20 protein-coding genes and 1 other RNA gene are annotated in these 20,397 nt (G+C 37.0%); 7 read left to right on the plus strand and 14 right to left on the minus strand.

The window, feature by feature from the left end:
• Window positions 1-8: 8 nt before the first annotated feature.
• Window positions 9-1,421, minus strand: a complete 1,413-nt coding sequence (locus fad_RS06905; RefSeq protein WP_009886514.1) for an APC family permease — start codon at window positions 1,419-1,421, stop codon at window positions 9-11.
• A 108-nt stretch (window positions 1,422-1,529) separates the two neighbouring features.
• Here fad_RS06905 and bluB point away from each other — a divergent pair, with 108 nt between their 5' ends.
• Window positions 1,530-2,195, plus strand: a complete 666-nt coding sequence (gene bluB, locus fad_RS06910; protein ID WP_081142879.1) for a 5,6-dimethylbenzimidazole synthase — start codon at window positions 1,530-1,532, stop codon at window positions 2,193-2,195.
• On the opposite strand, the gene fad_RS06915 is transcribed toward bluB, so the two are convergent.
• From fad_RS06915 to fad_RS06935, 5 genes are all read right to left on the minus strand, one after another.
• A complete protein-coding gene (locus fad_RS06915) occupies window positions 2,184-2,603 on the minus strand; it encodes an NUDIX hydrolase (RefSeq protein WP_009886516.1) in 420 nt (139 codons plus the stop codon). The genes bluB and fad_RS06915 overlap by 12 nt on opposite strands.
• 44 nt (window positions 2,604-2,647) lie before the next feature.
• Window positions 2,648-2,939: RNase P RNA component (rnpB, locus tag fad_RS06920), an RNA gene on the minus strand.
• Between the two features lie 34 nt (window positions 2,940-2,973).
• Window positions 2,974-4,230 carry an MFS transporter gene (locus tag fad_RS06925; protein ID WP_236940562.1) on the minus strand — a complete coding sequence of 419 codons (1,257 nt, stop codon included), beginning with the start codon at window positions 4,228-4,230 and terminating at the stop codon, window positions 2,974-2,976.
• Window positions 4,231-4,297: 67 nt separating this feature from the next.
• A complete protein-coding gene (locus fad_RS06930; protein ID WP_009886518.1) occupies window positions 4,298-5,437 on the minus strand; it encodes an MFS transporter in 1,140 nt (379 codons plus the stop codon).
• 20 nt (window positions 5,438-5,457) lie between these two features.
• The gene (locus fad_RS06935; protein WP_081142882.1) at window positions 5,458-6,771 is read right to left on the minus strand and encodes an aldehyde dehydrogenase family protein; all 1,314 of its coding nucleotides are present in this window, start codon (window positions 6,769-6,771) and stop codon (window positions 5,458-5,460) included.
• Window positions 6,772-6,905: 134 nt separating this feature from the next.
• On the opposite strand from fad_RS06935, the gene fad_RS06940 reads away from it, so the two are divergent.
• The 3 genes from fad_RS06940 to fad_RS06950 all read left to right on the plus strand — a co-directional run bounded on the left by fad_RS06940 (window position 6,906) and on the right by fad_RS06950 (window position 9,843).
• Entirely contained in the window at window positions 6,906-7,832 is a 927-nt protein-coding gene (locus fad_RS06940; protein ID WP_081142883.1) for a nucleotidyltransferase family protein, read from the plus strand.
• Between the two features lie 78 nt (window positions 7,833-7,910).
• The gene (locus tag fad_RS06945; RefSeq protein ID WP_081142884.1) at window positions 7,911-8,261 is read left to right on the plus strand and encodes a DUF6015 family protein; all 351 of its coding nucleotides are present in this window, start codon (window positions 7,911-7,913) and stop codon (window positions 8,259-8,261) included.
• Window positions 8,262-8,595: 334 nt separating this feature from the next.
• The gene (locus fad_RS06950; protein WP_081142885.1) at window positions 8,596-9,843 is read left to right on the plus strand and encodes an MFS transporter; all 1,248 of its coding nucleotides are present in this window, start codon (window positions 8,596-8,598) and stop codon (window positions 9,841-9,843) included.
• A 393-nt stretch (window positions 9,844-10,236) separates the two neighbouring features.
• On the opposite strand, the gene fad_RS06960 is transcribed toward fad_RS06950, so the two are convergent.
• The 6 genes from fad_RS06960 to fad_RS06990 form a co-directional block, all read right to left on the minus strand.
• Window positions 10,237-11,427, minus strand: coding sequence for a mandelate racemase/muconate lactonizing enzyme family protein (locus fad_RS06960; protein ID WP_081142887.1), 1,191 nt, complete (start codon window positions 11,425-11,427; stop codon window positions 10,237-10,239).
• Window positions 11,428-11,534: 107 nt separating this feature from the next.
• Complete coding sequence (locus fad_RS06965; protein WP_196795587.1) at window positions 11,535-11,723, minus strand: hypothetical protein; 189 nt, start codon at window positions 11,721-11,723, stop codon at window positions 11,535-11,537.
• A gap of 177 nt (window positions 11,724-11,900) precedes the next feature.
• On the minus strand, window positions 11,901-12,119 hold the full coding sequence (locus tag fad_RS06970) for a hypothetical protein (protein WP_081142889.1): 219 nt from the start codon (window positions 12,117-12,119) through the stop codon (window positions 11,901-11,903).
• A 93-nt stretch (window positions 12,120-12,212) separates the two neighbouring features.
• A complete protein-coding gene (locus fad_RS06975; protein WP_081142890.1) occupies window positions 12,213-12,875 on the minus strand; it encodes an RraA family protein in 663 nt (220 codons plus the stop codon).
• A gap of 38 nt (window positions 12,876-12,913) precedes the next feature.
• On the minus strand, window positions 12,914-14,143 hold the full coding sequence (locus fad_RS06980; protein WP_081142891.1) for a mandelate racemase/muconate lactonizing enzyme family protein: 1,230 nt from the start codon (window positions 14,141-14,143) through the stop codon (window positions 12,914-12,916).
• An 873-nt stretch (window positions 14,144-15,016) separates the two neighbouring features.
• Window positions 15,017-15,961, minus strand: coding sequence for a 2-hydroxyacid dehydrogenase (locus fad_RS06990; protein WP_081142893.1), 945 nt, complete (start codon window positions 15,959-15,961; stop codon window positions 15,017-15,019).
• A 261-nt stretch (window positions 15,962-16,222) separates the two neighbouring features.
• Between fad_RS06990 and fad_RS06995 the strand changes: the two genes are divergently transcribed.
• The 3 genes from fad_RS06995 to fad_RS07005 all read left to right on the plus strand — a co-directional run bounded on the left by fad_RS06995 (window position 16,223) and on the right by fad_RS07005 (window position 18,814).
• A complete protein-coding gene (locus fad_RS06995) occupies window positions 16,223-17,272 on the plus strand; it encodes an RNA-guided endonuclease InsQ/TnpB family protein (RefSeq protein WP_081142894.1) in 1,050 nt (349 codons plus the stop codon).
• A 259-nt stretch (window positions 17,273-17,531) separates the two neighbouring features.
• On the plus strand, window positions 17,532-18,284 hold the full coding sequence (locus tag fad_RS07000; RefSeq protein ID WP_081142895.1) for a molybdopterin-binding protein: 753 nt from the start codon (window positions 17,532-17,534) through the stop codon (window positions 18,282-18,284).
• A gap of 65 nt (window positions 18,285-18,349) precedes the next feature.
• Window positions 18,350-18,814, plus strand: coding sequence for a DUF2240 family protein (locus fad_RS07005; protein WP_009886530.1), 465 nt, complete (start codon window positions 18,350-18,352; stop codon window positions 18,812-18,814).
• Window positions 18,815-18,818: 4 nt separating this feature from the next.
• Here fad_RS07005 and fad_RS07010 read toward each other — a convergent pair whose 3' ends face one another.
• Both fad_RS07010 and fad_RS07015 read right to left on the minus strand, forming a co-directional pair.
• Window positions 18,819-19,874 (minus strand): class I SAM-dependent methyltransferase, encoded by a 1,056-nt coding sequence (locus fad_RS07010; protein ID WP_081142896.1) that lies wholly within the window; start codon window positions 19,872-19,874, stop codon window positions 18,819-18,821.
• Entirely contained in the window at window positions 19,852-20,397 is a 546-nt protein-coding gene (locus tag fad_RS07015; protein ID WP_009886532.1) for an NTPase, read from the minus strand. Before fad_RS07015 ends, fad_RS07010 begins: the two co-directional genes overlap by 23 nt.

The following is a 20,397-nucleotide window of genomic DNA, read 5'->3' on the forward strand; positions in this document are numbered from 1 at the left end:
AATAAAAATTAGAGGGTAAACTTTCCAACTTCTTCAAGCATATCCGGTTTTTTAGCCCTGTAATAAAAATAGAGCACTATAATGAACACAAAGTATATGCCAGAAATATATGAGGCGTAGTTAAGTGGTGGCGCCGGGGCAGGGTATACAACGTATACAATAGCAACTACAAGAGCTATTGCTACTGCCCAGGGTATTATTAAATGCTGTATTATTCTCAAAGTTCCTTTTCTTCTATGGTAAACCCCAAGGCCGATTCCAGCTATTGCATGGTTTGAAAAACTGAAAATTGAGTTGCTTATTATAAGGAATAAGCTGGCTGTTAGAGGGCCGAGAATGAGGCCTGATACTATTGCTATGGTTATGCTCAGCAGGCCGGTGAATATAACAAGGTTCCCTGGCACTTTGTGTTTATTAATACTGGTGAAAACTTTTGGAAATAAGATTTTATCCCTTGCATATGCATAGGATGTTCTCACAGTGCTTGTCTCGAATGCAACCCCTGATGAATTAAAACTATTAATGATAAATAAGACAAATACTGCAGCAACCGCCAGGCCAAGATATTTTGTATAAACATAAATTCCAGGATCTGATAGGTTTGCATACTGGAACATATTGGTAACGCCGTAGACAACGGACTGGGCATAGGAACTAATTATTATAACTGCCCCTATTAACCCGGCAAGTATACCCAGTGCGAGGGGTATGTTTTTCTTTGGATTTTTAGTTTCCTCTGCTACCGGTACCACAGAATTCAACCCACCAAATGTAGCGATTCCAAGAATCATTTCAATTGCAATATCGGTATAGTTGAAATGCACTGCTGCAGCTGTGAATGGTACATATGAGTTATGCGGGCCGGCAATTACTATAAGGGCTATTGATGTCCCTATAAGAAATATAAATTCAGCAAGGCCAGTATAAAGAACGTATTTTAAGGACAGTTTAACACCGAAGAAATTCAAGACTGTTGTCTCTCCAATAATTATAATTGTTAATGGTATCCAGATCCATGGATATGCTGCAGCTAGTGATGGATCCAGTGCGTAAAGGAAGGCGGTTAATCCTAACATGGCGAATCCTGTATATCCAAGGAGGTAATAGTAATAATAGGAAATACCACCATAAAAAGACAGGAATTTGCCCCTGTCCCCGAAGGCTTTCCTGTGGAATGCTGCCCATGAATATGCGGATGCAACCTCCTTTGACCATTCATATGTCACCAGAGTCATGCCACAATAAATGATAAAGGCAAGAACTATAACAAGCGTCATTGAAGAGCCAACAGCCCCGGCAATTCCTACAAAAAATAAGGCAGTAACAGCAGCCGGGCCATTGGTTCCAAGCCCCTGGGCCAGTGCCTGCCACATGCTTAATGTATGGGTAGCAAGGCCGGATTTTGAATCCAGATTGTCCATCAGAATACAACTACAATTTATATATAAATTTATCGCAATATATATGGAACATGGAACACCTCAGATATTCTGATAGAATGTTATTATCATAGAAAGTTATACCCACAGATGGATGTTTATGAAGCCATAAAAAAAAGGAGAGATGTAAGGTCGTGGTTTTCTGATAAACACATAGACAATAGCAGCCTGGGAAGAATATTGAAAGCAGGAAATTATGCACCTTCGGTGGGATTATCACAGCCATGGAACTATATTTTAATCAGGGATATAGAAACGAGAAAGAAAATTAAGGCAGTTGTAGAAGAAAAGAGAATGGATTTTTATAATTCTCTCCCGGATGAAAAAAAGATAAAATTCCAAAATATAAAAATTGAAGGAATTTTAGAATCGGATCTTAATATGGCCGTAACATGCGATGTTTCCAGAAAAGGCCCCGACATACTGGGAAGGGCTACAATGCCGGAAATGTCGGAGTATAGTGTCGTGTTGTCAATAGAGAATATGTGGCTTGCTGCCAGAGCAGAGGGGATTGGAATGGGATGGATCAGTTTCATTGACCCTGATATGGTAAAGAAAATCTTGGGTATTCCTGAAAGTATTAAGCTTGTAGGATATCTTGCAGTGGGCTACCTTTCCGAAGACCATGATATACCGGAACTGGAGGAAAAGAAATGGGAAAAAAGGCTGGATGTTTCTAATTTTGTATACATGGACAAATGGGGAGAGAAGCCTGATCCAGAAACAATTGATAAACTGAAAAATTCATGGATTTGAGGAAAAATAATCATAAAGTATGCGGTATGTTAACCCGAACACGATATAATCCCTGAATTTATATGTTTCATTTTTATGCATAAGTTCTTCCCGCGTTGCCCAGAAATACTTTGAGATTTCATTGTCCGGATGTATTGCTGTTTCAGTGGAAAAACACTCATATGCCTCTACACTCACATTTCCATTCAAAGTATGGTATATTCCCAGTGACCTTTTAACAGTGATTGGCAGTCCTACCTCTTCCATGGTTTCCCTTATTGCTGCCTGTTCACAGCTTTCATTCCTTTCCCTGTGCCCTCCAGGAAGTGCCATCTGCCCTGACCATGGGTCTCCATCCTGTTCAGCCCGTTTTATTAACAGAAATTTATCACGGTTAAATATAAGGGCTACGGCTGCCATGCATTCCATAGATTATTATGAAAAATGTATATTTAACAGTATTCAAAAGGTGGAAATGCCCGGAGTAAGCCTCCTTCTGTTAGCCTTTCGGTTGGCAACATTCGACTATGCGTCTTACCTGAATCTAGCAGCTGTAGTCAACGATTCAATTTAGACTTGCTCCCTGCAGGGAGAGTTCTCATCAGCACTCCATGAAACGTCATTTTTTCAAATCATCCTTCACATGGAACCGTTTATTTCTTGTCTCTTAACCATGCCTCTCGGCATACCGGCTTTCACCGGTTGCAGCCAGCTGTGGAGGGGGGACTTTCCTCACCTTTCGGCGTCAGTTGCCCTCGGGCTTTTCCACCAGTTTATCGCTGCAAAAGATTTAAACTTATCAGGATTGCACGCATTCGCTATCGTATGTTGCATCATTGCGATATCCGAATATTTCCCGGAATACAAACAGTGTTATTACAATTCCCGAAAAAGAAGCAATGGCCACCACCAGGGTTGAGTACCCCATCCCTATGGCTGAAAACATAATGGGAAATATGGAAATAGATAGAAATGAAGGGAGCTGGTAAATGAAATTGGAGATGCCTACAGCTTTGCCCCTCATGTCTGAATCGGCAACCAGAGCCTGTGAAGTAGTTATTGGCTCATTATTCCAGTGGTTTCCCCATACAAATATCATCATGGATACCGGCAAAACAATATATATATTAAACAGAAGTGCCAATCCTGATATGACAAGCCCGGCAAACGATAGTGCAAAACCTGAATAACTTAATTTTCTCAGACCTATTTTAGGCAAAATCTTCGGGCCTAAATAGCCAGCAGGAATTCCTATAGAATAAATGCCGATAATGATAAAACGGTCATTAATTGCACCGGAGATTCCAAATTTCAATATTATATAAGGAATGAAAAAGGCAAATGTCCCGACCTCAATCCCGCTTGCGATTCCACAGCACCAGCTATACATAGATGTTCTCCACTGTACCCGGTTATGCCTTAATTTCCGGAAGAAATCAATGTAAGTAGCTTCTTTATTGCTAGCTTTCCATATATCTGATTCCGGTATTCTTTTATAGGACAGAAGAAGGAACAGTACTGGAATTATCTGGATCAGTATGGCAATTTTCCATATTGCTGTGGCTTTTAAGCCAGAAATTAGTAGAATTACCACGCTTCCATTTAAACCCAGTATAGCCACGCTCGCCATGAGTGTGTTATAAGCCCCTGTAACCTCACGGTGCCCGGGTTTTTCTGTCTCCATAATATATGAGTAAACGTTGGCAATATCTGCACCTGCAGGAATTCCTGCAAGAAACCGGAATATAACCAGCATTGTCAAATTAATTGAAAGTGCGGATAGTATTGCAGAGATGAGGAATAAAATGAGATTGAAAAAGAACAGTTTCCTCCTGCCAAAGCGGTCTACCATATACCCTCCAAGTACTGACCCGATAGATGCTCCTCCTATAGTTGCACCTGTAACAAGACCCAGCATCGTTGTTCCAAATCTTAAGCTGTGTTCCACAAATATGCTTATCATGGGGATAGAGAATATGTTCCATTCATCGATAAAAAGTGATGTTAGCATAATTTTTGATATGCCACTATTGCCTTGTGGATATTCGGTTTCCATGAAAGCTAAGTCAATAATGTTAAAAGAAAATGTGCAAAGGTGCATTTTGTGCACCGGTAGAAAATTTTTATATCTTTATCTTCCTGTATTTTACAAAGAATATAATATCATAGGAAAGCTTCAGGGCTCCACCGGCGAAAAACATAAAGGGTGGAAATACTGTCATCACAGCACCCACAATCCCGGGTCCGGGAATCAGGGCACCATTCCGCACTGCTGAAAATATAGAATTGCTATTTACCCGGTAATTCTCTTCAATAACAGTATTTATAAGGGTATCCCGAGCCGGCACATCCATCTGGCTTGTTGTCTGCCTGAGAAACAGGAATATTTCACTGATAGCAAGTACGTGTATAACAGGCACAAGCATTAAAAATATGTTGCTCACCGAATGTGTGTATACCATGGTCCTTATAAGACCTATTTTTGATGAAATTAAGGGAGAGATCAGAATAGATATTGTGGTTATAATATTGACTGCAACAAAAATCAAACCGGCTGTGCTCAGGGATATGTGGTATACGTATTTGAAATACAGTGAAATCATTGATACTGTTACCATGCCGCCGGCAAATGAGTCCATTGCAAAGAGGTATGATAGTGAAAACACCCTCTTTTTTGTTTCTACATCCAGATCCTTTCCCTTCATCCTTTTATGCTGCGGGAACCTTATAAATAGGTACAGTACAAACTGGCATAGTGCCACAAGTGTGAGTAAAAGGAATACTATCCTGTAATCGATGTTCACATAAAAGAATAGGAATAATGAAGCTATTATTGATGCCCCATAGGAAAAAAAGTTATAGAGTGAAAATGCCATTCTCTTGCTTTTCATATCCGTTTCATAATGAGCCATAGCATACTGTTCTATTGGCTGGTTCGGGCTTATGTCCCTGCCTGAAAGGGAAATTGAGCCAAGCATTAGGGAAAAGATAAAGACATAAAAATTCATGAATATAAAATTCAACAGCAGGGCTATGGCCAGTGCGGCGGAAATTGCATACATTTTGAGCCAGTTCTTAATATTCAATGCGGGAAATACGTAAATTATCAGTGTTGAGAATGCAATGCTGAATAATACTATGATTCCAACATCAAAAACATTTACAAATTTTGACAGGTAGAAAGGGGTTATAACTGCTAGCATCGATAGTATAAATGACCTCGATGCCTTTGAAACTGAAATAAAATAACTCTGGGCCTTCATATAAATCGTTAATGGTTAGTTCAATTCACCCATACGGTTTTTATATTCGTAAACTCAAGTATTCCATATCTGGATAGTTCACGTCCGATTCCGCTTTTCTTCGTCCCGCCAAATGGCAATCTCGGGTCGGAAGCAACAATTTTATTGATTGATACTGTACCTGATTCTATGTATGGAACAAGTTTTTCTGCATTATCCGGGTCTCCCCATATTGAGCATCCGAGCCCGTATGGAGTATCATTTGCAAGTTTTATTGCTTCTTCTATATTCCTGAACCTGCTCAACATTGCAACAGGCCCGAAAACCTCTTCCCCATAATCTTTATCCATTTTTACCAGTGCTGGCCTTATTACATTTCCAAAGTTATCCCCGGTAGAGATTACAGTTCCCATAGATTTCAATTCCTTAAGTTGCTTTGTTATTATATCTTTCTGTGATACAGAGGATAGTGGGCCAATATATGTGTCTTTATCCAGCTGGTCTCCCACTTTTACCCTGCTATATTCCTCCAGCATTCTTCTGGAAAATTCATCGTATATAGAATCATTTATAAGGAATCTTTTAGAGGCAATGCAACTCTGGCCATTATTCTGCAGTCTCGCGTAAACGGAGTTTTTTACTGCTTCATCTATATTTGAAGAATCCAGGACAATATAGGGATCTGAACCACCCAGTTCCATTACAAATTTCTTTATGTTTTTTCCTGCTTCAGCAGCTATTATAGACCCTGCAGCTGTAGACCCTGTAAATGAAACACCGTCTGAGAATTTAATGGCATCATCTATTATTTTGCCTGTTGTTATTGTAGACCTAAATGTATCAAGATTAAACAACTCCTGGATTTTCAAAGAAGACCCGCTTACTATGGAAGCGTGCTTGAGAAGAACAGCGTTCCCTGCCAGCAATGCGGGAATTGCAGCTCTTGCCACCTGCCATAATGGGAAGTTCCATGGCATTATTATGATTATAACCCCAAGTGGGTCAAATCTTATATAGGATTTTTTTGCCTCTGTATGTACATATTCATTTTCCAGGGACTTTTCGCCATTTTCAATGTAATAATCAAAGAGCCTGAGTGTTTTCTGTACTTCTGCAATGCTCTGGCTTATAGGTTTTCCCATCTCGGATGACATCAATGTTGCAAGGCTTTCAGCATTTTTTTCAAAATTTTTCTTTGATTCTTTCAGCATGTCAATTCTTTTATCAATATCTACCCTCCATTTGAGCTGGTTTTCCTTTAGAGTTCTCATAGTCTCCTTAACATCTTCAATGCTAGCTACATCATACCTGCCAAGTTCTTTTTCTGTAAAAGGGTTAAATGTTGATATTTCCATATATAAAAATGGATATTGATTACTTTACCTTTTTGGTGCCGGCACATGACATTATTTTGTCGGCAGCTATATTTGATTATTACACTAAGTAATAATACTGCAAAATTAATTATAAAAGTATTTCATTACACACCATGATTGGAGCTATTCTTGCAGGAGGGTATGGCAAACGGCTGAAACCTATAACAGACCATATACCCAAGGCACTGGTGGAAATTAAGGATAATTATACCATAATGGACAGGCAGCTTTTTGATTTTAAAAATATAGGAATCACTGATGTTTATATCCTTTCCGGATACCTGAGCGAGGTTATAGAAGAACGTTATAAAAATTATAAAGATATGAATATCCATTATCTCAGGGAAGACAAACCTATGGGAACTTTATTTTCACTCTCAAACCTCATGAAAAATATAAATGAGGACGCCATAGTAAGAAATGGAGATACTGTTACCGACATAAATTTCAGGAGCTTTGTGGAGTTTTCGAAATCGAGGGCTTATGATGTAATAATGTATGTAACTAAAATGCAGAGCCCTTACGGGATAGTAGAATTTTCAGGGGACAAGGTTGACAATTTCAGGGAAAAGCCTGAACTTAACCATTATATCAATGCAGGATTATACTATATAAAAAAATCTGCATTTGAGACATTTTTCAGAAAATATATGGAAAAGGATATTGAAAAAAGTGTTTTTCCGTACCTTGTAAACAATAACAGGATGGGTGTGTACTGCGAGGACGCCCTCTGGTTTGGCATAGACAGTGAAAAGGATTTAGGAACCATAAAAGAATTATACAAAGGCAGGGAAGACACATCATATGGATATTTGAAAACATTATATTTTGATAAGAGTAAAAGTATAGTCGAGTACTATATCAGATCCGGTGAAAACGTTGAAATTCAAGCTGGAAAAATATTGAAAATAGATTCCGGGACAGGCTATATTGAGAATGACACAGATCAAAAATATTCTAAGGGGCAGGTAATAAGAACTGGGGATACCACATTATTGTATGCATATGAGAATACAATAATGGAAGAGATATCCATATAAAAATATATTAGAAATCGACCATCATACTATATAAAGTATATTCATAATATTTAATAACATGTTATTAATGATATTGGCATGACAGTTAGCAGGGAAGAATTGTTTAAAGCCATTGACAACATTTATGGTAGAAAAGGAATGTCTAAAAAAGATTCAGAAGATCTCTGCGACTTTATCCTTTCTTTTTTTGGATATGAAGATTATATAATAGACAATGTTCTTTCGGCTGCTGAAAGGGATGTTTTTTACAATCTTGAGGAATATGGAATAGTAACAACCCACAGGGAGGAAATTAATATAGTGCATGGAAAGGCATGGCGTATCAACCAGTGGTACCTGGACAAAGCCAAAATAAATAGGCTGGCAAAAGAAGAAAAAAAGGAAGATTCCGAAAAAAATATATACGATTCAATATTCAAAAACATGTAAATGGTAATTTTTATACTTTATTTTAGAGTTATTAATATAGCATTTTCTTATTGACAGCAACTTTAATATGTAAATCTATTATGTAAAATTAGTGTGAATGCTATGAAAGCCATATAAAAAATAATCTATACTAATAATCAATCTATATTTATCTATATGAAACTGAATATACATACTATATGCTATTGATTTCACACGAAGAATTCATAGTATTTTCTGATCATTGACATACTGGAATGATAGTTAACATTATTATACAAGGAACTTAATTCTCGATATGATACACTTATGACCTTAAGCAAAGTTTTAAATATAGCACAATGTTACATTTTATATGGAACCAAAATATTTAATAGGGCTTCAGAACAAAAAAAGTATGAGGGATTATGCTAATAAGAGCTTTGGATTCTTTATTCTTCTTGTACTTGTAAGTGCTTTTCCGGTTTTTGTTATGCTATTCGATGCTGTAGCATATTCTTTCGGGTCACCGTTTATAATAAGCTATTTACATGCCCCTGCATATTTCATTGGCATAATGCTTTCTTCATATGCTGGTGGAATAGCATTATTTAGCTTCATAGGTGGATACCTTTTTGATAAAATAAATGTTAAATTGGTTCTAATTATAGCTATTCTACTGTTTTCAGTATTCAGTGTAGCTACCGGGTTTGTTACAAACCTTTATGAGCTTTTCATTTTCAGGTTTCTGGTAGGTGCGGGCATCGGTACATTCCAGCCAGTTGGCATAACAATGTTAAGCGATTTATTCTATTCCACTAAAGGAAAGGCTGTTGGTGTATACACTGTCTTCTTTTCAGCAGGAGAAGTAGTAGCACCATTAGTTTTCCCTATATTTCTGCCGGCCTTTAAGATACCTTTTGAAATATCTGGTATACTATCAGCTATTGCCATAATTCTTGTTATGCTCTTCGTACCTAATGTATATAAAAAGAAAGATAGGGTAAAAGTATTTATAAAACAATTATTGAATAGAAACTCCATAATACTACTCATCGCCATGTTTGTATTTGGAATTGCGGTATTCGCGGGTTTTGATACATATTATTCCTCTTATTTAATACATTATGTACATCTCGGCAGCACATTAGCTGGAATTGTGTATGCTTTTGGGGGTGTTGGGGGGGTAATACTTTCATTTCCCATTGGCATGTTCGGCGATAGAACAAATCGTAGATTTGGTATGATATTGAGTGGTATTTTATTTGTAATAGGCTCTCTGGGCATGTTTTATTTTGCAAGGACTGCACTTACTCAAGGAATATTTGTTTTTATTTTTGGAGCGGGATTCGGGACTTTTGAGAATATAGCAGTGGCTTTTGGTCAGGATTACACCCCAGATACCACCGCAGGAATGATTGGTGGAGCGGTAATGGGTGTATACAACATAGGAGCCATAGTAGGTGGTCCTCTATTTGGATATGTTCTATCTATAGGAGGTTACCTTGAGGCAGGAGTTCTTACAGTAATTGTGCCATCTATAATACTGCTAATTGTGATTACCTTTACAAAAAGACCGGTTTACAAGAAAGATATGCCCCTAAAACCGGATTATATTAAGTAATATAATATTTATAATTATATTAAATAATTTTGTTGTAACTAATATATCATACAGAATTCTAATATTTATACCTAATAATCTGCAATTTAACATAGTGTAAATTATTTCTGCATAATAAATAATTTTTATTAATAGACTTATCCAATTGTTATCAGCAGTTTCATATTTCATATGTTCTCCTGAATATTGTATCTATTGTATTGTAATTCCTTGCATATATCTTTTGATACATTTTATGTGCTGCTGAATTTCTTATTGTATTTACAACATCATTTGAACAGCATCTCGACAAAATATGTATTTTAAACTTTTATCAGTTAACTTTACTTTTCCATTAATTCTTCTGTATATCATGGCGTTTATATTGGAACTCAATTCGTGATATGATAACAATTATAGTCTTCCTGTTGTTCCTTTCACAGCCCATCCAAGCTGGTTTTTATCGTATGGACCCATAGTATGGACTTGCATTTTTTCAATAATATCCTCATTTATTTCGAAACCAAGGCCAGGGATATTATCCACAATTTCAAAATATCCATTATTTAATCTGAAATTGCTCTTTTTTATTATAGATTTTTTCCAGTCTGGCCAGAATTTTTCAAAGCTTTCCTGTATGAGGAAATTAGGAATTGTAAAATCCAAATTTAAGGATGCCTGGTTCTGTACAGGTCCATATGCATTATGGTATGCCACTTCAACACCGAAAGTCCTTGCCATGCCGGCTGCCTGGTGACCTTCCATAAGGCCAGTGAAATTGGAAATATCGGGTTGTATTACATCCACAAGATCGTCCTTTAAGTATGTCATGAGGATGTTCTTATTAAGTATTCTCTCACCGAGAGCTACCTTGACATTTGTATGTTTTCTGAATCTTTTTAATCCTTCAATCTGATCTGGATGCACAGGCTCTTCCATGAAGAAAAGATTGTATTTTTCCAATCTATTTGCTGCTGCAATGGCAGAATTTGCATTAAACCTTCCATGGCATTCCAGCAATATATCAAGGTCTGGATATTTGCCCCTTATTTGCTTTATTATATCCTCGGCGTTATCCAGATGTTTTTTGTCAAGGTTGTCAAAGGCGTCCATGAACGGATCGAATTTAACTGCGCCAAAGCCCAGTGAATGCGTTATTTCTATTTTTTTAAAATAATCATCTGCCGTTACACAATTATCGTACCACCCATTTGCATATGCCCGTACTTTTTCATTAACTTTGCCACCAAATATTTTATACACTGGCAAATTATTAATCTTCCCAAAGATATCCCAGGATGCCATCTCTATTGCACTCAGGGCAGCAGTTGTCTGCATGGAAATAGAGAGCCAGTATTCTTCCCTGTACACACGTTCAATATTTTTACTTATATCCGTTACCTCTTCTCCTATAAATTTTCTTGCTACTTCCTTTATCTCCTCATAAACTGAAAGTGCCATCAGTTCAGTTGGAGCTTCCCCCCAGCCTTCGTAACCATCGTCCGTAACAACTTTAACTAAAAGAAGTAGAGATCCCCACGGGCTCGATGAATTGCCTGTAGGCTCTCCAATTTCTATTACTTCAATATCCTTGATTTTTGACATAAGTATATATATAGAAAATTTATTTAAATTTTCGGTGAAATTAAGGTTTGCCGTATTATTAATGGATAACTCCCCTCAATTTTAATGCGTTATATGTCCCCCTCGTTTTAAACTAATTTATGTTTTATAAAGTGTCTTATATTTTCGAAGATAGCGATTTTCATTATCTCTTTAGGTTTTTCTTTAATTCCCCTGTTTAATATTACAATAATGTTATATGCAATGGTCTTTAATCTCATTGCAGTATTATAGTTTCTGTTCCTTGTGTACCCTACATTTTCTGTGGTCTGTCCCATAGTTACATACATATTCCTGTCAATATGATTCGGTACATTCCTGTTGTAACCTTTATGACCATTCACTTCGCTTGGCTTTTTCTTAATTTTATCTCTGCATTAATTCTTTACCTCTATCGTATACTCGCATGCTTTTCCATTCTTGACACCTACATTTTCAGGATGCCTTACATTATATTAATCAAATTCTATCTTCAGCTTTTTATAACCATTTTTAATTCCATTATTGTTATTTTGCAATTTACTTACATTTTCCTGCAATTTATTGTTGTTATTTTTCAGTTCATTAGTGTCATTTTGTAATTCATTAATAATTTTATTATTATTTTCTAATTCCCACTTTAGCTCATCTATTATAGTATCCTTATCGAGACCTTTTACAGGTTCCTGTTTCACGTTATTATTATGATATAATGCTTATAGAAATATTTTCTCATTGATATTATTGTTTTATACATACTTCAAATCACTGAACTCTTACAACAATAACTACAAAATTTTGTATTTCCGAAAAACTTCAGAAACTTTCACTCCATGAAGAATTTCATCCCTGACCTTATTTTCACCATCAACTTTGTCAAGTGCTGCCTGGATGACATTTTTTTCTATTTCCCGAGGTACAACCACGACTCCGTCCACATCACCGAAAATTAAATCTCCAGAGTTTACCTTAACACCGCCGCATTCTATTGGAACATCATAATCAATGACATCATTTCTACCTAAAGAATCTGTAGGTCTGAAACCAACAGAAAAGACAGGGAAGTCTAATTTAATAATCTTTTTGGTATCTCTAGATAACCCATCTATAACTGCCCCTCTACCTCCTGCAACTTTGGTCGCAGTGGACATCAATTCTCCCCAAAATGCTGATCTTTTGGAGCCACTTACCGATGCAACAAATACATCGCCTTGGCGAATGCTGTCCAGCACTTCAATTTGTTTGAAGTAGTGTTTCTCAGGAATATGATAAACATCAGCAGCAAGAACGGTTTTCGCTCTTCCAACTACTATCATGTTCTCGTTTAAAGGGCGAATTTCTGGAGACATTGTCTGTTCCCTAAATCCAAAGGAATCTAGTGAATCAGATATAACTGCAGAATACAATTTTGATTTTAAATCCTCATAATATTTATTTGATGTATTATCCATCTATTTCAACTCCACTATAATTAAGGAGGATTTTCTCCTTATTCAAATACTGTTTCCCCGGGCTTTGCGTACTTTCTAATTGTATCTTCATTCAATGTAAGGCCAATGCCTGGCTTATCCGGAATCTTGACAAAACCATTCTGGATAATGTGTGATTCATTGACAATATCGTTCCAGAAGGGGACATCAGATGCGTGCCACTCCAGCACAAGAAAATTGGGGATTGCCGCACTGAGATGGACAGATGCCATGGTGCCGATGGGACTGGAAATGTTATGCGGGGCAACAGGCATATAATAGCTGTCTGCCATTTCCGCAATTCTCCTTGCCTCTGACAACCCACCAGTCTTTTGGAAATCGGGGGCAACAATTGATACAGCCTGTTTTTCGATTATTTCCCTAAATCCATATCGACCATACAGGTTTTCACCACTTAAAATCGGAACAGGGCTTCTGTCAGTAACGTAACGCATTGCATCAATGTTTTCTGGTGGAATTGGGTCTTCCAGCCATAACAATTTATAGGGCGCTAAAGCATTGGCAAGCCGAATAGAAGCATCGGGCGAAAATTTCCAGTGGCAGTCAGCAGCAATATCAATTCCCGACCCAACAGCATCTCTAACTCCCTTCATCAAGCTTGCCAGGTAATTGATTTCTTCATTCGACAGTGAGCTATTGTATTTGTCCCTGGAATAGGGATTGGGAACATCAAGATCGAACTTTAGTGCCGTAAATCCTTCTGCAACCATTTTCTTTGCTTTCTCAGCATATGCTTCTGGAGTATAATCGTCCAGAATTTCCGGACTGTATGTGCCTATATCCGGGCTCCACTGGCTTTTACTCCTGTCCCATGCAGGTTTGCGCGGTTGCAACAATGGGTCCAAACTCTCCAGGGCATCACCAGCATGGCAATCTGCATATATCTGTACTTTTTCCCTATAAGAACCCCCAAACAATTGCCACAGTGGTGCATCCAAATGCTTACCAATAATATCCCATAAGGCCGTTTCGATTCCTGTAATGGCATGAAAAATCAACCCTGACGAACCTGATGGGGAACCGGCATAGCGCATGTCTCGCACCAATGGTTCAATCTGCAGTGGGTCTTTGCCTATTAGAAGACTGCCGAATTCCTTAATTACTTTGGTCAACCCGGGTGAACAAAAAGCTTCGCCAATGCCTGTTAATCCAGAATCTGTTTCAACTTTAACAAATGTCCAATCAAAGTTTGCCTCTACAACAGCTGTTGTAACTTTTTTAATCTTCATCCATTACACCTCAATCCATGACAGATCAGCATTCACATTATAACATACTAGTTATCAGTATTTAACTATTATGTATGATCATATTGCGGACATTGACTGTATTAAATAAGGTTGAATATGTTATGGGGGGTATAGAAATTCTGAATTTGTAATACAATGACTCCAAATAACAATTGGCACGTACGTAAAATATATAAAAGCACAGCAATTCCCTATGTCTACATCATAACGGGGCAGGCATCCAATGTCTAGCATAAGCATGACATTATAGCAATTGTATTCTATTAGATAAATGGCTATGTTTTCTCATTCTCATTGAAGAACCTGAACTTCTTTACAGTTGTAAAAGAAATATAGAAGAGACTGCCAGATCTCTTACGGAAGGCAATAGCAGCAGAATCTTAAAAGTTTATAAACAGTGTTATGGCATACATTAACATGATAATAAGTGATAATGAAATAGTTGAAACTTACGTATAAGTTATATGATATCAATATACTTTCCAGAAAATTAGATCGGAATTAAGGGTTTCTGAAAGGGAAAAAGTCTCTGATGCTCCTGTTAATGATTATTACATACATGACCGGTACAATGCTTTCATAAGGTAGATAGAAGTATTCCTCCATGCAAAAAGGTTGTGTACAAAATTTTGTGTAAATATAAACCTCCTATTATCAATAAGTTTAATCATTAAATAACAGGAAAGGATATCTCTTTTGAGTACGGCGGTAATAACATATGGAGAATTTTTATCCCTTATTATATAATCTATTTTTCCCATTTAACTCATTCTAGGCTTATACTCATTTATTATATTTTTAGAGGGTACACATAGAAAATATTTACGGGACAATATACGCCTGAATTAAAATTTAAACCTTATATAATGGTTCTTTTCTATTTATAACATTCGATAAATTTTTAACTGCAACATATGCCATTTTATCTCTTGTTTCATATGTTGCACTTCCAAGGTGCGGGGTAACAACGATGTTGGGAAATGCAAGTAAAGGGTTTTTATTATCCACAGGCTCATTTTCAAAAACATCCAGTGCTGCACCTCCAATTATTTTTTCATTTAATGCTTTTACAAGGTCATTTTCATTGACAACTTTTCCCCTTGTGCCGTTAATTAGAAATGCGGTTTTTTTCATCTTTGATAATTTTTCATAATCCACGAAATGGAAGGTATCATTATTAAGATCTAAAGCTATTACAACATAATCTGAAAGTGAAAGTAGATCATCCAGATCAACGAAAGTTGCATTTACATCATGCCTGTGCCTGCTATAATAGATAATTTTCATATCAAAGCCTGAAGCTCTTTTTGCTATTGCTTTCCCGATTCTCCCCATGCCAATTATCCCAAGTGTTTTGCCATGTATTTCGCTTCCAAGCATAAATGTGGGATTCCATCCGGCTTTCCATTCATTTTTATGTATAAGGTTGTTCCCGGATACAATGTTTCTTGCTGCAGCAATCATGAGCCCAAATATCAGGTCCGCTGTAGCGTCTGTGAGCACTTCTGGAGTATTCGTAACAACTATTCCCTTTGATTTTGCGTATTCTACGTCTATATGGTCATAGCCAACACTGTATGTACTGATTACCTTCAGCTTTTTTGCCCTGTTTATTATCTCTTTATCTATTTTCTCATTAGATGTTATTAATATCCCATCTGCATTTTCTATATTATCTATTAGCCATTGCCTTATACTTCCATTATTGTTGTAAAATAATAATTCTATGTTCTTGTCTTTCTTCATTGTATTTAAATAGTTTCCTAGCAATTCATGCCTTACCAATACTTTATACATTTTTTTACATAAATTTATAATATATAAACTCAACGATCTGCAATTTGATAAAATACATGCAGGTTTCCAGTGTTTAACTGTTATGCATAACTATATTGCATTTAACATTATAATTTCCAGATTGTTTAACCACTGAATCCATACCTGAATATACCTTTAGCTTTATAAAAAGTTCACTGTCTATGAATGTATGCGTAAATTAAATATATGTTACTAGCATGCTATTTCAATGGTTTCTGGTAACTGGGAGAGAACTAATAAATGATATTAACCTATAAAATAAAACATGGAAGGGACTTTTCGGAAGAATTAAACAAAGCCAGGTTAATAGCAGAGTTTGCCATAAAAACAAAATCCATCACCTCCAGGGATGTAAAACAGTTCGGGTTAAAATCAGCCATTTCAAACCAGATATTAAGGAAATACTCCAGGAATTCAAAAGCAAAGGATGTACATAGTATAAAATTAACAGTGCCACATCAGGGAATAAAATGTAACCAGATAGATAGAACAATAAACATAACTCCTTTGAAGCTAACTTTAAACTATTATTTCAGGAATGATTTTGATAAAATAAGCCAGATTGAACTTGACAATAAATTTGCATATGTATCTATAAATATCCCTGATAATGATTTAATTGAACCCAATGGATACTTAGGTGTGGACAGGAATACAACAGGGCATATTGCTGTTGCTGGCAATCCTGAAACCGGGAAAATAATAAAGCTTGGAAAGGAAGCAGGGCATGTGCATAAGAAATATAAGAATATGAGGAAGAATCTGCAGAAGAAAGGGAAATACAGGAAAGCTAAGAGAATAAAGAACAGGGAAAGCAGAATAGTCAAAGATATTAACCATAAGGTAGCAAGAAAGATAGTGCAGGAAGCTAAGGATAATGGAATGGGAATAAAGCTCGAATATCTAAATGGAATAAGAAATGCAAAATCGGGCAGGAGTTTCAGGTATTCCCTGAATAGCTGGTCATTCTATGAGCTTAAAAATATGATAGAATATAAGGCCAGACTACTTGGAATACCTGTTGCCTATGTCGATCCATATAATACATCTAAAGAGTGTAGCAGATGTGGACAGATAGGCAACCGTTCAGGAAAATCATTTAAGTGCACCAATTGCGGGCACGTTGATCATGCTGATGCCAATGCTTCGTTCAACATAGCATTGCGTCCAGTATTTGAGGAAGGCATAGATCAATTGTACGTAGACAGAGATGCGTACAAAGGGAACACTGATATCCCTAAAGAGGCAACGTTAGGAACGATGGCGACCTTAGAACCCCACATGCTTTAGCTGTGGGAGTATGTCAGGTATTTATACACAGGCTGTTTTACCTTTTCCCTGCCGATTATTTTAATACTTTCAACTTTCATACGATCATGTTTATAATTATTGATAAGTATTAAACATATATCCGGATATGTTTATAGGACAATGAGGTACTAAAACTTTAGATATCCACGTATGGATATATTCCAATGCAAATATTAAATTGCATTTTTATTTTGCTCCCTTTGCAGATGATATTTATATTATTATAATATATTAATTTATGAAAGCCGTTATTATAACCATTGGAAATGAGATACTCAAAGGAAGGACAGTAAATACAAACTTTTCTGATATAGGGAAAATATTGACCTATGCCGGATATGATGTAATAAAAGGGATAATAGTGCCGGATAATCTGGAACAAATTGCAGGCGCATTCAAAGAGGCAGCCTCTATTGCAGATCTCATAGTTTCTTCCGGTGGATTGGGCCCAACCTACGATGATATGACATTAAAAGGGTTTTCCATGGCATTTAACCTGAAAATGGAGAGAAATGATAATGCAATGAATATGGTACTGAAAAAAGTACATACATTAACTCCGGAAAGGGAGAAAATGGGCATGATACCGGAAAATTCAATACCCATTGAAAACAAGGCAGGCACGGCACCGGGTATATATGAAAATATATCAGGAAAAGTATTCATTATCCTTCCAGGTGTACCCCGGGAAGTTGAAGCAATAATGAAGGAAGTGGAACAGAGGATCAGGATAAAAGATTTCCATTACGTGGACAGGTCAATAGACCTTCACGATGCAAAAGAAAGCCTTTTAGCCCCTTTGATCGCAAAACTAATGAAAGAATATGGGGATAGGGCATATATCAAGACCCACCCGAAACTGGATAATGGAAAACCGTGGGTTGAAGTAGAAGTTTCTGCCTCCGGAACTGATACTGATGAAGTGGAAAATTTTGTATCCAGAATTCTGGAAATTATAGAAAAAGAGGCTGGGAAAAATAACTATGAATAATATTTGAAATAAAATCTCCTAAAATAGAGCCGATAACTTAATCAGTGGAAATATTATTAACTATCATGAATAAAGATATGGCCAGGAAGCTTATAGCCATAGTTGCATCCAAGAAGGCAGACGGCTACAGCAAATCTGATTTTACCAACATTCTTTCATTTAAGAGAACACTGCTTCCCCCTGAGGATGTGGATAGATTTTTGCAGGTTTCCTTAGAATCCATGCTACTGGTTGAAAAAAACGGCAAATACGTGCCGAATTTCAGCACCGAAGGAGTTATAGTCCCGCTTGATTTTTCCATTGATGTTGATGAACTATTTTCTGAAGCCACTGAAAAGCCACTTATTGATAGAATGCTTGAGGCAGCGTCGGCTTCTGGAAAAATGACAAAGAAAGAGGCAATAATAAGGGCAAAAGACCTTCTATCTGGAATGCAGTTTATTGACTTTGAAACTGCAATAATTACAGTATTATCAGATAGCGGGATAGATGTAACGCCTTTTGTACAGGAAAAAGAGAACAGTTTCTGAATATTTAATAAATTATATTGAAAGCCTCAGGCACTGTGGAAGAGACCTTTATACCGGTGTTTGAGAACATTGACCTGCCACATTCAATGCCGGCATCCCTGAGCTTTAGCATACTCGATTCAATAGATTTTGTATCCTTTCCTGATATTCTTGCAAAATCCGCTATATCTGCAAAGTAAAGCGAAAGGTCATTCGTTTTGAGCCTTTCGATTGTTGAAAGAAATTGCTTATCCGGGTCTTCGGTATAATCCAGCTTTTGAGCTATATCTGAGTTGAGATTTCCAAGCCATAAAGGGCCTTCCCGGGAAGATGGATACACACCAGACAATCCGGAGTGCCTATCAAACATTCCCACCTGATCCAGCTGGGCATCTGCTTTACTGGATGAAGAAATGATCTGGAATATTATACGGTAATAATGTGAATGCCAGAGTGAGATCATGGGAATGGCTGCTTTGTCCAGGGCCGCAGCCCTCTTTACTATTTCCCCGATTAAAAGCCTTATTCCGGATTCGTGCCGGTAAATGTCGTTTATTACAAATGCTCTGTAACGCCTCAAAGTTTTGGCTGGCATGGATCCAGTAAGCGATGTGAGATCTGTTGCAGTAACCCCTATGTATCCCCTGTTTCTAATATTAATCATTGCATCATCCATGTATGGCAATACAGAACCATAGGGGTCTATATCGATATAATCAAAAAGGTAATCGTTTAATATAGCCTGGAAAGTTTTATTGTAAACCTCAACAGGTGAGTTGTTTAGTTCCCTGTTTATATTAATATATTCATATGACTTTTTATTGATTTCTGATATTACAGCTTTTATTCCTGCTTCCCTGTTTATTCTAATTCCCCTTACCCCCGTACCGCCAAAGGCATCGAGGGCTATTTTAGGCTTTACTGTTCTGAGAAATGAAATTGTGATGTCCCTGTTCAATTTCTGGTCCATGTTGTAAAATCCAGCAGTCCGTGTGCCCGGGCCCTTAATAATAAGGTTATCCGGGGCCATTAACTCTACAGCCCCCTCCCTGATTGTCTTAAATTGACTCTTCTTCTCCATTCAATACCTTTAAAATTTTAAATGGGAGTATATTCTTGTTAATCGGGGTTATATCGAAGACTCTCACACTTTCATACCCACGGAATTCCTGTAAAACCGGATTCCTGGACTTCTTATGCAGGGTAACTATTATAGATTTGTCAGATTTCATTGTCTCCTCTATTTCTGCTTTTATCTGTTTTGTTGTATTTTCAACCTTTCCAAGTTCGTCAAGTACTATAACATCAGCTTCTTCCCTTGATTTCTGGAGGCTGGGTACCAGAAGGCCTTCAAGTAATTTTGTATCCACGCCAAGCTTGTCTACCTTTACCCTTGAGATTAAATCGATCCTGGCAAATTCCACCCTTCTCTTTGTAAGAATGTCTGTTATATAATATGCAACTACCCTTCCATGCTCAATTTTTTCAGACACAAGTGTGCCTTCTATAACTTTCCCGTTGTTTTGAAGCATTTCCATAATTTTATTCAGCGCATCGGTTTTTATCGAACCGATAGGTCCTGTTATTCCTACTTTTATTCCCAT

The organism is Ferroplasma acidiphilum (genome assembly GCF_002078355.1).
GTDB lineage: Archaea > Thermoplasmatota > Thermoplasmata > Thermoplasmatales > Thermoplasmataceae > Ferroplasma > Ferroplasma acidiphilum.

Excerpts from the sequence above, each read along its gene's own strand:
- fad_RS06905 (WP_009886514.1), bottom strand. The coding sequence starts at position 1,421 with ATGGACAATCTGGATTCAAAATCCGGCCTTGCTACCCATACATTAAGC.
- bluB (WP_081142879.1), top strand. The coding sequence starts at position 1,530 with ATGGATGTTTATGAAGCCATAAAAAAAAGGAGAGATGTAAGGTCGTGG.
- fad_RS06915 (WP_009886516.1), bottom strand. The coding sequence starts at position 2,603 with ATGGAATGCATGGCAGCCGTAGCCCTTATATTTAACCGTGATAAATTT.
- fad_RS06925 (WP_236940562.1), bottom strand. The coding sequence starts at position 4,230 with ATGGAAACCGAATATCCACAAGGCAATAGTGGCATATCAAAAATTATG.
- fad_RS06930 (WP_009886518.1), bottom strand. The coding sequence starts at position 5,437 with ATGAAGGCCCAGAGTTATTTTATTTCAGTTTCAAAGGCATCGAGGTCA.
- fad_RS06935 (WP_081142882.1), bottom strand. The coding sequence starts at position 6,771 with ATGGAAATATCAACATTTAACCCTTTTACAGAAAAAGAACTTGGCAGG.
- fad_RS06940 (WP_081142883.1), top strand. The coding sequence starts at position 6,906 with ATGATTGGAGCTATTCTTGCAGGAGGGTATGGCAAACGGCTGAAACCT.
- fad_RS06945 (WP_081142884.1), top strand. The coding sequence starts at position 7,911 with ATGACAGTTAGCAGGGAAGAATTGTTTAAAGCCATTGACAACATTTAT.
- fad_RS06950 (WP_081142885.1), top strand. The coding sequence starts at position 8,596 with ATGGAACCAAAATATTTAATAGGGCTTCAGAACAAAAAAAGTATGAGG.
- fad_RS06960 (WP_081142887.1), bottom strand. The coding sequence starts at position 11,427 with ATGTCAAAAATCAAGGATATTGAAGTAATAGAAATTGGAGAGCCTACA.
- fad_RS06965 (WP_196795587.1), bottom strand. The coding sequence starts at position 11,723 with ATGGGACAGACCACAGAAAATGTAGGGTACACAAGGAACAGAAACTAT.
- fad_RS06975 (WP_081142890.1), bottom strand. The coding sequence starts at position 12,875 with ATGGATAATACATCAAATAAATATTATGAGGATTTAAAATCAAAATTG.
- fad_RS06980 (WP_081142891.1), bottom strand. The coding sequence starts at position 14,143 with ATGAAGATTAAAAAAGTTACAACAGCTGTTGTAGAGGCAAACTTTGAT.
- fad_RS06990 (WP_081142893.1), bottom strand. The coding sequence starts at position 15,961 with ATGTATAAAGTATTGGTAAGGCATGAATTGCTAGGAAACTATTTAAAT.
- fad_RS06995 (WP_081142894.1), top strand. The coding sequence starts at position 16,223 with ATGATATTAACCTATAAAATAAAACATGGAAGGGACTTTTCGGAAGAA.
- fad_RS07000 (WP_081142895.1), top strand. The coding sequence starts at position 17,532 with ATGAAAGCCGTTATTATAACCATTGGAAATGAGATACTCAAAGGAAGG.
- fad_RS07005 (WP_009886530.1), top strand. The coding sequence starts at position 18,350 with ATGAATAAAGATATGGCCAGGAAGCTTATAGCCATAGTTGCATCCAAG.
- fad_RS07010 (WP_081142896.1), bottom strand. The coding sequence starts at position 19,874 with ATGGAGAAGAAGAGTCAATTTAAGACAATCAGGGAGGGGGCTGTAGAG.
- fad_RS07015 (WP_009886532.1), bottom strand. The coding sequence starts at position 20,397 with ATGGGAATAAAAGTAGGAATAACAGGACCTATCGGTTCGATAAAAACC.